Annotated in this window: 10 protein-coding genes and 2 pseudogenes; 8 read left to right on the top strand and 4 right to left on the bottom strand. The window is 69.8% G+C overall.

The window, feature by feature from the left end:
* The 3 genes from secF (at position 1) to ACIOWN_RS08410 (ending at position 4,405) form a co-directional block, all read left to right on the top strand.
* A complete protein-coding gene (gene secF / locus ACIOWN_RS08420) occupies positions 1-1,119 on the top strand; it encodes a protein translocase subunit SecF (RefSeq protein ID WP_401981171.1) in 1,119 nt (372 codons plus the stop codon).
* Positions 1,116-1,655: an adenine phosphoribosyltransferase gene (locus ACIOWN_RS08415; protein WP_362347064.1), complete on the top strand. Its 540-nt coding sequence runs from the start codon at positions 1,116-1,118 to the stop codon at positions 1,653-1,655. Before secF ends, ACIOWN_RS08415 begins: the two co-directional genes overlap by 4 nt.
* A 233-nt stretch (positions 1,656-1,888) precedes the next feature.
* Positions 1,889-4,405 (top strand): bifunctional (p)ppGpp synthetase/guanosine-3',5'-bis(diphosphate) 3'-pyrophosphohydrolase, encoded by a 2,517-nt coding sequence (locus tag ACIOWN_RS08410; protein ID WP_362347065.1) that lies wholly within the window; start codon positions 1,889-1,891, stop codon positions 4,403-4,405.
* A 90-nt stretch (positions 4,406-4,495) separates the two neighbouring features.
* On the opposite strand, the gene ACIOWN_RS08405 is transcribed toward ACIOWN_RS08410, so the two are convergent.
* Both ACIOWN_RS08405 and ACIOWN_RS08400 read right to left on the bottom strand, forming a co-directional pair.
* Entirely contained in the window at positions 4,496-5,725 is a 1,230-nt protein-coding gene (locus ACIOWN_RS08405; RefSeq protein ID WP_401981169.1) for a DUF349 domain-containing protein, read from the bottom strand.
* A 146-nt stretch (positions 5,726-5,871) separates the two neighbouring features.
* On the bottom strand, positions 5,872-6,705 hold the full coding sequence (locus tag ACIOWN_RS08400; protein ID WP_362347067.1) for a peptidylprolyl isomerase: 834 nt from the start codon (positions 6,703-6,705) through the stop codon (positions 5,872-5,874).
* A 166-nt stretch (positions 6,706-6,871) separates the two neighbouring features.
* Between ACIOWN_RS08400 and ACIOWN_RS08395 the strand changes: the two genes are divergently transcribed.
* Complete coding sequence (locus ACIOWN_RS08395) at positions 6,872-7,585, top strand: MBL fold metallo-hydrolase (RefSeq protein WP_362347069.1); 714 nt, start codon at positions 6,872-6,874, stop codon at positions 7,583-7,585.
* A 13-nt stretch (positions 7,586-7,598) separates the two neighbouring features.
* Positions 7,599-8,861, top strand: a complete 1,263-nt coding sequence (hisS, locus tag ACIOWN_RS08390) for a histidine--tRNA ligase (protein ID WP_362347071.1) — start codon at positions 7,599-7,601, stop codon at positions 8,859-8,861.
* A 71-nt stretch (positions 8,862-8,932) separates the two neighbouring features.
* On the opposite strand, the pseudogene ACIOWN_RS08385 reads toward hisS, so the two are convergent.
* Together ACIOWN_RS08385 and ACIOWN_RS08380 are read right to left on the bottom strand one after the other, a co-directional pair.
* Positions 8,933-9,286, bottom strand: a pseudogene (locus ACIOWN_RS08385) (ABC transporter permease); the annotation flags it as partial.
* Positions 9,287-9,614, bottom strand: a pseudogene (locus tag ACIOWN_RS08380) (ATP-binding cassette domain-containing protein); the annotation flags it as partial.
* A gap of 142 nt (positions 9,615-9,756) precedes the next feature.
* Between ACIOWN_RS08380 and ACIOWN_RS08375 the strand changes: the two are divergent.
* From ACIOWN_RS08375 to rpsD, 3 genes are all read left to right on the top strand, one after another.
* Positions 9,757-10,413 carry a vitamin K epoxide reductase family protein gene (locus ACIOWN_RS08375; RefSeq protein ID WP_362347073.1) on the top strand — a complete coding sequence of 219 codons (657 nt, stop codon included), beginning with the start codon at positions 9,757-9,759 and terminating at the stop codon, positions 10,411-10,413.
* Positions 10,414-10,473: 60 nt separating this feature from the next.
* Positions 10,474-11,829, top strand: coding sequence for a replication-associated recombination protein A (locus ACIOWN_RS08370; RefSeq protein WP_362347075.1), 1,356 nt, complete (start codon positions 10,474-10,476; stop codon positions 11,827-11,829).
* A 344-nt stretch (positions 11,830-12,173) separates the two neighbouring features.
* The gene (rpsD, locus tag ACIOWN_RS08365; RefSeq protein WP_100567868.1) at positions 12,174-12,788 is read left to right on the top strand and encodes a 30S ribosomal protein S4; all 615 of its coding nucleotides are present in this window, start codon (positions 12,174-12,176) and stop codon (positions 12,786-12,788) included.
* The last annotated feature ends 156 nt before the right edge of the window (positions 12,789-12,944 follow it).

Below are 12,944 nucleotides of genomic sequence, written 5' to 3'. Positions count from 1 at the left end.
GTGTCCAAGCTCGGCAACCTCGGCGCCCGACTGCACCATGGTGAGGTCGGCTACGACTTCATCAAGAACCGCAAGATCTGGTACGGCGTCTCGATCCTGATCACCATCACGGCCATCCTGGGCCTGGCGGTGCGCGGCCTGAACATGGGCATCGAGTTCCAGGGCGGCGCGGTCTTCACCACGCCGAAGCACATGAGTGCGTCGGTGGCCCAGGCCGAGGACTTCGCCCACGGCGCCTCCGGCCAGGAGTCGATCGTGCAGAAGCTCGGTGACGGCAGCCTGCGCATCCAGATCGCCGGCATCGAGACCGGGAAGTCCGACCAGATCAAGGAAGCCCTGGCCAAGGACCTGAAGGTCAACCCGGAGCACATCAACGCCGACCTGGTCGGTCCGAGCTGGGGCGAGCAGATCGCCAACAAGGCCTGGCAGGGCCTGGCGATCTTCATGATCCTGGTCGTGATCTACCTGGCGATCGCGTTCGAGTGGCGCATGGCCCTGGCCGCGCTCGTCGCGCTGATCCACGACCTGACGATCACCACCGGTGTCTACGCCCTCGTGGGCTTCGAGGTCACGCCCGGTACGGTGATCGGTCTGCTGACGATCCTCGGTTACTCGCTCTACGACACGGTCGTCGTCTTCGACAGCCTCAAGGAGCAGACGAAGGACATCACCCGGCAGACCCGCTGGACCTACAGCGAGATCGCGAACCGCTCGATCAACGGCACGCTGATCCGTTCCATCAACACCACCGTGGTGGCGCTGCTGCCGGTGGCGGGCCTGCTGTTCATCGGCGGCGGTGTGCTCGGCGCGGGCATGCTGAACGACATCTCGCTGTCGCTGTTCGTCGGCCTCGCGGCCGGTGCGTACTCCTCGATCTTCATCGCCACGCCGCTCGTCGCCGACCTCAAGGAGCTCGAGCCGCAGATGAAGGCCCTCAAGAAGCGCGTCCTCGCCAAGCGGGCGCAGGCGGCGGCGCAGGGCGAGCCCCTGGACGCGGAGCCCGCCGGCGGCACCGCCGGTGACGACGAGGAGGACGCGGCGCCTGCCGTGGTGGGTCCGCGCGACCAGTCCGTCTCCCGCGGCCGTGGCCGCGGCCGGCCCTCGGGGAAGCGCCGATGACCGACATCCAGGAGCTGCTGCTCAGCCGCATCCGTGACGTGGCCGACTATCCGGAGCCGGGGGTGATGTTCAAGGACATCACCCCGCTCCTGGCCGACCCGGCGGCGTTCGCCGTCCTCACGGACGCGCTGGCGGAGGTGGGCACGCGGGAGGGGGCGACGAAGGTCGTCGGCCTGGAGGCCCGCGGCTTCATCCTCGGCGCCCCGGTCGCGCTCCGCGCGGGGCTCGGCTTCATCCCCGTGCGCAAGGCGGGCAAGCTTCCCGGAGCGACGCTGAGCCAGGCGTACGACCTGGAGTACGGCTCGGCGGAGATCGAGGTCCACGCCGAGGACCTGAGCGCCGGGGACCGTGTCCTCGTCGTCGACGACGTGCTCGCCACAGGCGGTACGGCGGAGGCGTCCATCCAGCTCATCCGGCGGGCCGGCGCGGAGGTCGCCGGAGTGGCGGTGCTGATGGAACTCGGTTTCCTCGGCGGCCGCGCCCGTCTGGAACCGGCGCTGTCGGGGGCCCCGCTGGAGTCCCTCCTCCGCCTCTGATTCCACGGAGAAGCCCGGGGCTGTCGCCCCGGGCTTCTCCGTTTTCCGGTGTTGTTTCCGGTGTTGCCGGGTTGCGCCCCGGAGTGCGGGTACCGGAATCATGTGTCCGGGTTGTGTGTTTGTACCGTAAACGGTCCTTCGATCGGGCTGGAGGGGATCCTGTGGCTGTGGATCGCTACCATGGGGGCTCCGGAGCCTGACCGGGGGACCCGGATCGCGCACGAGGAGTCCTCTTGCCAGACGAGGCCCAGCCACTGACCGCCGCCAAGCCCGAGTCCGCCTCGGCGCCCGCGGCGAAGCCCGCGCAGCACGCGAAGAGCGACAACCGTGGGACGGCCGAGCACGCCCAGTCCGCCCCCGTCGGCAAGACGGGTGAGGCCGCGCGTCCCAAGCCCGCGCAGCCCGTCGTGCGCCCCTCCGCGGGCCAGCCCGGCCGCTCCGGCTCCTCGAACCGCGTCCGCGCCCGCCTCGCCCGCCTCGGCGTGCAGCGCGCCAACCCGTACAACCCGGTGCTCGAGCCGCTGCTGCGGATAGTGCGCAGCAACGATCCGAAGATCGAGAACTCGACCCTGCGCCAGATCGAGCGCGCCTACCAGGTCGCCGAGCGCTGGCACCGCGGCCAGAAGCGCAAGAGCGGCGACCCGTACATCACGCACCCGCTCGCCGTCACCACCATCCTCGCCGAGCTCGGCATGGACCCGGCCACCCTGATGGCGGGGCTGCTGCACGACACCGTGGAGGACACCGAGTACGGCCTCGACCAGCTGCGCCGCGACTTCGGCGACACCGTCGCCCTGCTCGTCGACGGCGTCACCAAGCTGGACAAGGTCAAGTTCGGCGAGGCCGCGCAGGCCGAGACCGTGCGCAAGATGGTCGTCGCCATGGCCAAGGACCCCCGCGTCCTGGTCATCAAGCTCGCCGACCGCCTGCACAACATGCGCACCATGCGCTATCTCAAGCGGGAGAAGCAGGAGAAGAAGGCCCGCGAGACGCTCGAGATCTACGCCCCGCTCGCCCACCGGCTGGGCATGAACACCATCAAGTGGGAGCTGGAGGACCTCGCCTTCGCGATCCTCTACCCGAAGATGTACGACGAGATCGTCCGCCTCGTCGCCGAGCGGGCCCCCAAGCGCGACGAGTACCTCGCGATCGTGACCGACGAGGTCCAGGCCGACCTGCGCGCCGCGCGCATCAAGGCGACCGTCACCGGCCGCCCCAAGCACTACTACAGCGTCTACCAGAAGATGATCGTCCGCGGCCGCGACTTCGCGGAGATCTACGACCTGGTGGGCATCCGCGTCCTCGTCGACACGGTCCGCGACTGCTACGCCGCCCTCGGCACCGTGCACGCGCGATGGAACCCGGTCCCCGGCCGGTTCAAGGACTACATCGCGATGCCCAAGTTCAACATGTACCAGTCGCTGCACACGACGGTCATCGGCCCCAACGGCAAGCCGGTCGAGCTGCAGATCCGCACCTTCGACATGCACCGCCGCGCCGAGTACGGCATCGCCGCGCACTGGAAGTACAAGCAGGAGGCCGTGGCCGGCGCCTCGAAGGTGCGCACCGACGCGCCGAAGCCCGCCGGCAAGGCCGGCAAGGACGCGGGCGCCATCAACGACATGGCGTGGCTGCGGCAGTTGCTGGACTGGCAGAAGGAGACCGAGGACCCCGGCGAGTTCCTGGAGTCGCTGCGCTTCGACCTGTCCCGCAACGAGGTCTTCGTCTTCACGCCCAAGGGCGACGTCATAGCGCTCCCGGCCGGCGCCACCCCGGTCGACTTCGCGTACGCCGTCCACACCGAGGTCGGCCACCGCACCATAGGGGCGCGCGTCAACGGCCGGCTCGTGCCGCTGGAATCGACCCTGGACAACGGCGACCTGGTGGAGGTCTTCACCTCCAAGGCGGCCGGCGCCGGACCCTCCCGCGACTGGCTCGGCTTCGTCAAGTCCCCGCGCGCCCGCAACAAGATCCGGGCCTGGTTCTCCAAGGAGCGCCGGGACGAGGCGATCGAGCAGGGCAAGGACGCCATCGTCCGCGCGATGCGCAAGCAGAACCTGCCGATCCAGCGCATCCTGACCGGCGACTCACTGGTCACGCTCGCGCACGAGATGCGCTACTCCGACATCTCCGCGCTCTACGCGGCGATCGGCGAGGGGCACGTCTCCGCGCAGAACATCGTGCAGAAGCTGGTGCAGGCGCTCGGCGGCGAGGAGGCGGCCACCGAGGAGATCGACGAGAGCGTGCCGCCCTCGCGCGGACGCGCCCGCAAGCGCCGCTCCAGCGCCGACCCGGGTGTCGTCGTCAAGGGCGTCGACGACGTCTGGGTCAAGCTGGCCCGCTGCTGCACTCCGGTGCCCGGCGACCCGATCATCGGGTTCGTCACGAGGGGTAGTGGTGTATCGGTTCACCGCAGTGACTGCGTCAACGTGGAGTCACTGTCGCGTGAGCCGGAGCGCATCCTCGACGTCGAGTGGGCGCCCACCCAGTCCTCGGTCTTCCTGGTCGCCATCCAGGTCGAGGCCCTCGACCGCTCCCGCCTGCTCTCGGACGTCACACGCGTGCTGTCCGACCAGCACGTCAACATCCTCTCCGCGGCCGTCCAGACCTCCCGCGACCGCGTCGCCACCTCCCGCTTCACCTTCGAGATGGGCGACCCCAAGCACCTGGGACACGTCCTGAAGGCCGTACGGGGCGTGGAGGGCGTCTACGACGTCTACCGCGTCACCTCGGCACGCAGCCGGGCATAGCCGACACAGAGAACGGCCGAGGGCCCCCGTAGGCGCTACGGGGGCCCTCAGCCGTACGCGAAGGCGTCGCCGGATACAGCGCGGCAGTGGTCAGCCGCCGAACTCCTGCAGACCCTTCAGGGCCTGGTCCAGGAGCGCCTGGCGGCCCTCCAGCTCCTTCTCCAGCTTGTCGGCCCTGGCGTTGTTGCCCTGGGCACGGGCCTGCTCGACCTGCCCCCGGAGCTTGTCCACGGCGGCCTGGAGCTGACCGGTCAGACCCTCGGCCCGCGCCCGCGCCTCCGGGTTCGTACGGCGCCACTCGGCCTCCTCGGCCTCCTGGAGGGCCCGGTCGACCGTGTGCATCCGGCCCTCCACCCGCGGACGGGCGTCGCGCGGCACATGGCCGATGGCCTCCCAGCGCTCGTTGATCGAGCGGAAGGCGGCCCGGGCGGCCTTCAGATCCGTGATCGGCAGGAGCCTCTCGGCCTCCTCGGCCAGCTCCTCCTTCAGCTTCAGGTTCTCCGCCTGCTCCGCGTCCCGCTCGGCGAACACCGAGCTGCGGGCGGCGAAGAAGACGTCCTGGGCACCGCGGAAGCGGTTCCACAGATCGTCCTCGTGCTCCCGCTGGGCACGGCCGGCGGCCTTCCACTCCGTCATCAGCTCGCGGTAGCGGGCCGAGGTGGGGCCCCAGTCCGTCGAGCCGGACAGCGCCTCGGCCTCGGCGACCAGCCGCTCCTTCGCCTTGCGCGCGTCCTCACGCTGAGCGTCGAGTTGCGCGAAGTGCGCCTTGCGCCGCTTGGAGAACGCCGACCGGGCGTGCGAGAAGCGGTGCCACAGGTCGTCGTCGGACTTGCGGTCCAGACGCGGCAGCCCCTTCCAGGTGTCCACCAGCGCGCGCAGCCGCTCCCCGGCCGCCCGCCACTGGTCGGAACGGGCCAGTTCCTCGGCCTCCGTGACCAGCGCCTCCTTGGCGTGCCGGGCCTCGTCCGCCTGCCGGGCGCGCTGCGCCTTGCGCTCCTCACGGCGTGCCTCGACCGTCTCGACCAGCTTGTTCAGCCGGGCACGCAGCGCCTCCAGATCACCGACCGCGTGGTGCGCCTCGACCTGCTCCCGCAGATGGTCGACGGCGACCTGGGCGTCCTTCGCCGACAGGTCGGTGGTCTGCACTCGCTTCTCGAGGAGGCCGATCTCGACAACCAGGCCCTCGTACTTGCGCTCGAAGTAGGCCAGTGCCTCCTCGGGGGAGCCGGCCTGCCAGGAACCGACGACCTGCTCGCCGTCGGCCGTACGCACGTACACGGTCCCCGTCTCGTCGACGCGGCCCCACGGGTCGCTGCTCACAGCGCCTCCTCCACATGATGCCTGCGGAGGGCCTCGAAGCTCCCCCGGGCATCGTCCACAGTTTCGTCACCGCCAACATAGGCGACCGGCGGGTGGCCTGTCCGCATCCAGCGCGACCGAAATTTCCCAGCTGGCCGCCGCTGACGTCAGGACTTCGTCACCGTCGCCTTGTTGATCACCACGGTCGCGTTCGGGGCGGTGTTGCCCGTCTGCGGATCGGCGGGCTGGGCACCGGCGTCGGCGATCTTCTTCAGCACCTTCATGCCGGATTCGGAGACGGTGCCGAAGGGGGTGTAGCTGGGCGGAAGCGGACTGTCCTGGTACACCAGGAAGAACTGGCTGCCGCCGCTGTTGGGCTGCGACGTGTTCGCCATCGCCACGGTGCCCGCCGGATAGACGTCGCCCTTCAGGCTTTTGTCCTTGAGGTTCTCGTCGGGAATCGTGTACCCGGGGCCGCCCCGGCCCGTTCCCTCCGGGTCGCCGCACTGCAGGACGTAGATGCCCTCCGCGGTGAGCCGGTGGCACTTCGTGTGGTCGAGGAAGCCCTTGCCGACCAGGAAGTCGAAGGAGTTCACGGTGTGCGGCGCCGCGGAGGCGTTCAGATCCAGGTCTATCGTGCCGCACGTGGTGTCGAGCGCCATCGTGTACTTCGCCGACTTGTCGATCGTCATCGCCGGTTCCTTGTCCCAGCTCAGCTTCTTCACCGAGCCGGCGGCCGGCTTCGCGCACGGGTCCGGGGCCTTGCTGGTGGCCGAGGCGCTGGGGGTGACCTCCGCGCTCGCGTTGGCCTTGTCGTCCTTGCCGCTCTTCATCACCCCGGTCGTGTACAGCGCGACACTGCCGATGAGGACCACGCCGAGTACCGACGCGATCACGGAGTTCCTTACGCGTGCCTTGCGCCGCGTGGCGGTGCGCCGCTGCTGCTGCCGCAAGAACTTCTCCCGGGCGAGCTGACGTCGCCGCTGCTCCTGGCTGACCACCGCGTTCTCTCCTCAGCGTCTCGTGTGTCCACCGGTACGGGTGCGTCGTTCGAGGCGGGCACCCGCGTGTGACCCGTACCGTATATGGGTTCGCTGAGGATCCGGCAGCGCCGGTAGGCTCTGACAACAGCTTCAGCCGCCCGTATCGACACAACGAAGGACGATCGTGCTCATTGCCGGGTTCCCCGCCGGGGCCTGGGGGACGAACTGTTATCTCGTCGCCCCCGCCGCCGGTGAGGAGTGCGTGATCATCGACCCCGGCCACCAGGCCGCCCAAGGCGTCGAGGAAGCGATCAGGAAGCATCGGCTCAAGCCCGTCGCCGTCGTCCTCACCCACGGCCACATCGACCATGTCGCCTCGGTCGTCCCGGTGTGCGGCGCGCACGACGTCCCGGCCTGGATCCACCCGGCCGACCGGTTCATGATGAGCGACCCCGAGAAGGCGCTCGGCCGTTCCATCGGCATGCCGCTGATGGGCGAGCTGACCGTGGGGGAGCCGGACGACGTCCGGGAGCTGGCCGACGGCGCCGAACTGGAGCTGGCCGGCCTGGAGTTCTCCGTCGCGCACGCGCCCGGCCATACCAAGGGGTCGGTGACCTTCCGGATGCCCGAGGCCGCGGACATCCCGCCGGTCTTCTTCTCCGGGGACCTGCTGTTCGCCGGCTCCATCGGACGCACCGACCTGCCCGGCGGTGACATGGCCGAGATGCTCGATTCGCTGGCCCGCGTGTGCCTGCCGCTCGACGACTCGACCGTGGTGCTGTCCGGCCACGGCCCCCAGACGACCATCGGCCGCGAGCGCGCCACCAACCCGTATCTGCGGCAGGTGGCCGCCGGCCCGGGAGCGGACCTGGACGGCGCTCCCCGACGAGGAATGTGACGAGAGACCTCCCGTGAGCACCTTCAAGGCCCCCAAGGGCACGTACGACCTGATCCCGCCGGACTCCGCCAAGTTCCTGGCGGTCCGCGAGGCGATCGCCGCCCCGTTGCGCGACTCCGGCTACGGCTACATCGAGACCCCCGGCTTCGAGAACGTGGAGCTTTTCGCGCGCGGGGTCGGCGAGTCCACCGACATCGTGACCAAGGAGATGTACGCCTTCGAGACCAAGGGCGGCGACCGGCTCGCGCTGCGGCCCGAAGGCACCGCGTCCGTCCTGCGTGCCGCCCTGGAGGCCAACCTCCACAAGGCCGGCAACCTGCCGGTCAAGCTGTGGTACTCCGGCTCCTACTACCGCTACGAGCGTCCCCAGAAGGGCCGTTACCGCCACTTCTCGCAGGTCGGCGCCGAGGCGATCGGCGCGGAGGACCCGTTCCTGGACGCCGAGCTGATCATCCTGGCGGACCAGGCGTACCGCTCGCTGGGCCTGCGCGAGTTCCGCATCCTGCTCAACAGCCTCGGCGACAAGGAGTGCCGTCCGGTCTACCGGGCCGCGCTCCAGGACTTCCTGCGCGGGCTGGACCTGGACGAGGACACCCGCGCCCGGATCGACATCAACCCGCTGCGCGTCCTGGACGACAAGCGGGAGTCGGTCCAGAAGCAGCTCACGGGCGTCCCGCTGCTGCGCGACTACCTGTGCGACGCCTGCAAGGCGTACCACGAGGAAGTGCGGTCGCTCCTGGAGGCCCAGGGCGTCGCCTTCGAGGACGACGCCAAGCTGGTCCGCGGACTCGACTACTACACCCGCACCACCTTCGAGTTCGTGCACGACGGGCTCGGATCCCAGTCCGCGGTGGGCGGCGGCGGCCGGTACGACGGCCTGTCCGAGATGATCGGCGGCCCCGCCCTGCCGTCGGTGGGCTGGGCGCTGGGCGTGGACCGCACGGTCCTGGCCCTGGAGGCGGAGGGCGTAGAACTCCAACTCCCGGCGACCACCAGCGTGTTCGCGGTCCCGCTCGGCGAGGAGGCCCGCCGGGTGCTCTTCGCGAAGGTCTCCGAACTGCGCAAGGTGGGCATCGCCGCCGACTTCACCTACGGCCACAAGGGACTCAAGGCAGCCATGAAGGCGGCCAACCGGTCCGGTGCCCGTTTCGCGCTCGTCGCGGGCGAACGCGACCTCGCCGACAGCGTCGTCCAGCTCAAGGACATGGAGTCCGGCGAGCAGACGGCGATCGCGGTCAACGAGATCGTCGCGGAACTGGAAGCCCGCCTCGGCTGACGCTCTCACGCAAGGGCGCCGGTGCCCGTCCGGGCACCGGCGCCCTTCGCCGTCGCGGCCTTCTTCCGGGCTCAGCCCACCCGCCGGTCCTTCCAGCGGAACGTCAGCAGGCACAGCACCAGTCCGCCGGCGCACCAGGCCGCGAGCACCAGGAAGATCCAGGAGAAGTGGAACCACCGGGTCGCGTCCGAGGGCAGACGGACGCCGTACAGCGTGGTGCCGACGAACAGCGGGATCGCCGTCTCCAGTACGCCGGTGAAAAGAACCAGCCAGATTTTCCCCAGGAAGTACGCGGTCGGCGGCATCGGCATGCCGCGCAGCCGGCGCAGCACCTTCTCGTCCCGTTCGACCGCGATCGACATGCCCAGGGACTGGAAGCTGGTCGACATGATGCCCGAGGCCACCATGGACGGGACGTAGAGCTGCCGCGGGTAGTACCGGGCGAAGTGCCGCACGGTCTCGCGGACCGTCAACTCGGCGGGCGCCGATTCGTCCTGCCAGACGATTCCGACGCGTGAGCGCCACGCGCGCGTGGCGCTCGCCGGGTCCGCCCCCAGGACGTCACCTCACCCGCGTCCCGTGAGCGGTGGCCCTGGATGATCTCCACCGTCGTGCTCTTGCCCGCGCCGTTGGGCCCGAGCAGCCCCAGGACCTCGCCCTTCCTGATCGCCAGGTCCATCCCGTCGACCGCGGTGACGCCCCGTACCGCTTGCGCAGCCCCCGTACGCCCACCGCGAGGTCGCTCACCGTCATGGTCCGATCATCGTCCGGAACCGAACGTTCGGGTACGGCCGTGCATACTCCGTCTCGCCACCTGACGGTGTCCACACACGCACGTGCGGCACAATGGCCGTGCCCGAAGAAGGTCCAACTCACAAGTGACGGAATCGGCGTGATGAGCAAGACGACAGTCAAACACGTCTCCGCGGAGCCCGAGCCGGAGCGCGCGGTGACCGCGCCGCGGACCGTGGGCGGCAGCCGCGCCTTCGCCCTGCTGCTGGTGATCACCGGAGCGGCCGGTCTGCTCGCCGCGTGGATCATCACGATCGACAAGCAGAAGATCCTCGAGGGCAAGCTCAGCGGCAAGACCTTCACCCCCAGCTGCAGCCTCAACCCGATCGTCTCCTGCGGCAGCGTCATGGAGAGCAAGCAGGCCACCGTCTTCGGGTTCCCCAACCCGCTGCTCGGCCTGGTCGCGTACGGCATCGTCATCTGCGTCGGCATGAGCCTGCTCGGCCGCGCCACCTTCCCGCGCTGGTACTGGCTGACGTTCAACTTCGGCACGCTCTTCGGTGTCTGCTTCGTCACCTGGCTCCAGTTCCAGTCGCTGTACCGCATCAACGCGCTGTGCCTGTGGTGCTCGCTGGCCTGGGCGGCCACGATCGTCATGTTCTGGTACGTGACCTCCTTCAACATCCGCAACGGCTTCCTGCCCGCACCGCGCCCGGTGAAGAACTTCCTCGCCGAGTTCACCTGGGTGCTGCCCGTCACGCACTGCGGTGTCATCGTCATGCTGATCCTGACCCGCTGGGGCAGCAGCCTCTGGGCCTGAGCCGGAGCCGGTGATCCACCGTCCGGCCGCGTTGTCGGCGGTGTGCCATAGGGTTTCAGCGTGGAGCCCGACCTGTTCACCGCCGCAAGTGAAGAACGCCAGGAGAAGGACCCGGCCGCGAGTCCCCTGGCGGTACGGATGCGCCCGCGCACCCTCGACGAGGTCGTGGGCCAGCAGCACCTGCTCAAGCCCGGCTCGCCGCTGCGCCGGCTGGTCGGCGAGAGCGCGGGCGGCCCCGCGGGACCCTCCTCGGTGATCCTGTGGGGCCCGCCCGGCACCGGCAAGACCACCCTGGCGTACGTGGTCTCCAAGGCCACCAACAAGCGGTTCGTGGAGCTGTCGGCCATCACCGCGGGCGTCAAGGAGGTCCGCGCGGTCATCGACGGCGCCCGCCGCGCCTCCGGCGGGTACGGCCAGGAGACCGTCCTCTTCCTGGACGAGATCCACCGTTTCAGCAAGGCGCAGCAGGACTCCCTGCTCCCGGCGGTCGAGAACCGCTGGGTGACGCTGATCGCGGCCACCACGGAGAACCCGTACTTCTCGGTGATCTCCCCGCTGCTCTCCCGTTCGCTCCTGCTCACCCTCGAACCGCTCAGCGACGACGACGTACGCGGTCTGCTGCGCCGCGCGCTCACCGACGAGCGCGGACTGAGGTCGGCCGTCGGCCTCCCCGAGGACACCGAGAACCATCTGCTGCGCATCGCCGGCGGCGACGCCCGCCGCGCCCTGACCGCCCTCGAGGCCGCCGCGGGGGCCGCCCTCGACAAGGGCGAGAGCGAGATCGGCCTGACCACGCTCGAGGAGACCGTCGACCGGGCCGCGGTGAAGTACGACCGTGACGGCGACCAGCACTACGACGTCGCCAGCGCCCTGATCAAGTCCATTCGCGGCTCCGACGTCGACGCCGCCCTGCACTACCTGGCGCGGATGATCGAGGCCGGCGAGGACCCCCGGTTCATCGCCCGCCGCCTGATGATCTCCGCCAGTGAGGACATCGGTCTGGCCGACCCGCACGCGCTGCCCACCGCGGTCGCCGCCGCCCAGGCCGTCGCCATGATCGGTTTCCCCGAGGCAGCCCTCACCCTCAGCCACGCCACCATCGCCCTGGCCCTCGCCCCCAAGTCCAACTCGGCGACGACGGCGATCGGGGCGGCCCTCGACGACGTGCGCAAGGGACTGGCCGGAGCGGTCCCGCCCCATCTGCGGGACGGGCACTACAAGGGCGCGGCCAAGCTCGGGCACGCACAGGGGTACGTCTACCCGCACGACCTGCCCGAGGGCATCGCCGCCCAGCAGTACGCGCCGGACGCCCTGAAGGACCGCGAGTACTACGCCCCGGGCCGGCACGGCGCCGAGGCGCGGTACGCGGACGCGGTGGAGTGGACCCGCAAGCACCTGGGTCGGAAGCGGTCCTGAGCGCCCTGTAGACTGCCTCGAAGCGCTGAGTTCCGTGTCCGGAACCCCGAAAGGGGAACCGGCGCCACCAGAGCGGGACATTCAGCCGGAACTCCGCCGTTCGCAGAGCGGCGGGGATCCAGGAGCGTCGCGCACCGTCGAACGGTGTCGCGGGCAGCCCACCACCACCCGGAGCTCCGGGAACGGCCGGTGGGCCACTCGCGTGCTGCACGTATGTGCCCAGACCAGGGGAGCGGCTGCCCTCCGGCCCGGCAGGGTTCCGGCGGGTTTCCCCGGCTGCGGATGCGACCTCCCCTAACCCTGGTGAAGCCGTATTCGTACAGAAGACAAGAGGTGTTTGGTTCATGGCGAACCAGTCCCGCCCCAAGGTCAAGAAGTCGCGTGCCCTCGGCATCGCGCTGACCCCGAAGGCCGTCAAGTACTTCGAGGCGCGCCCCTACCCGCCGGGTGAGCACGGTCGTGGCCGCAAGCAGAACTCGGACTACAAGGTCCGTCTGCTGGAGAAGCAGCGTCTGCGCGCGCAGTACGACGTCAGCGAGCGTCAGCTCGTCCGCGCCTACGAGCGTGCCGCCAAGACGTCGATGAAGACCGGTGAAGCCCTGGTCATCGACCTCGAGAAGCGTCTTGACGCCCTGGTGCTGCGTTCGGGCATCGCCCGCACGATCTACCAGGCCCGCCAGATGGTCGTCCACGGCCACATCCAGGTCAACGGCAAGAAGGTCGACAAGCCGTCCTTCCAGGTCCGTCCCGACGACGTGGTCCAGGTCCGCGAGCGCAGCCGCGAGAAGACCCTCTTCCAGGTCTCCCGCGAGGGTGGCTTCGCCCCCGACGGCGAGACCCCCCGCTACCTCCAGGTGAACCTCAAGGCCCTGGCGTTCCGCCTGGACCGCGAGCCGAACCGCAAGGAGATCCCGGTGATCTGCGACGAGCAGCTCGTCGTCGAGTACTACGCCCGCTGATCACCGGCAGGCCGTAGCACCGCAGCACCACCCGGCCCGTCGTCTCCCCGCCCTCTCAGGCGGGCGGGACGGCGGGCTCGCTCGTGCCACCGGCACACGGGCGCAAATCCGGTACGGAGCCGCACCCTCGGCGCGATAGGCTCGGTGCACGACTTT

The sequence above is a fragment of the Streptomyces sp. NPDC087787 genome, from assembly GCF_044743035.1.
Taxonomy (GTDB): domain Bacteria; phylum Actinomycetota; class Actinomycetes; order Streptomycetales; family Streptomycetaceae; genus Streptomyces.
This window is presented reverse-complemented; position numbering and strand designations above follow the sequence as displayed.

What these genes read in the sequence shown, in the direction of transcription:
- ACIOWN_RS08415 (WP_362347064.1), top strand. Translation starts at nt 1,116, where the DNA reads ATGACCGACATCCAGGAGCTGCTGCTCAGCCGCATCCGTGACGTGGCC.
- ACIOWN_RS08375 (WP_362347073.1), top strand. Translation starts at nt 9,757, where the DNA reads ATGAGCAAGACGACAGTCAAACACGTCTCCGCGGAGCCCGAGCCGGAG.
- rpsD (WP_100567868.1), top strand. Translation starts at nt 12,174, where the DNA reads ATGGCGAACCAGTCCCGCCCCAAGGTCAAGAAGTCGCGTGCCCTCGGC.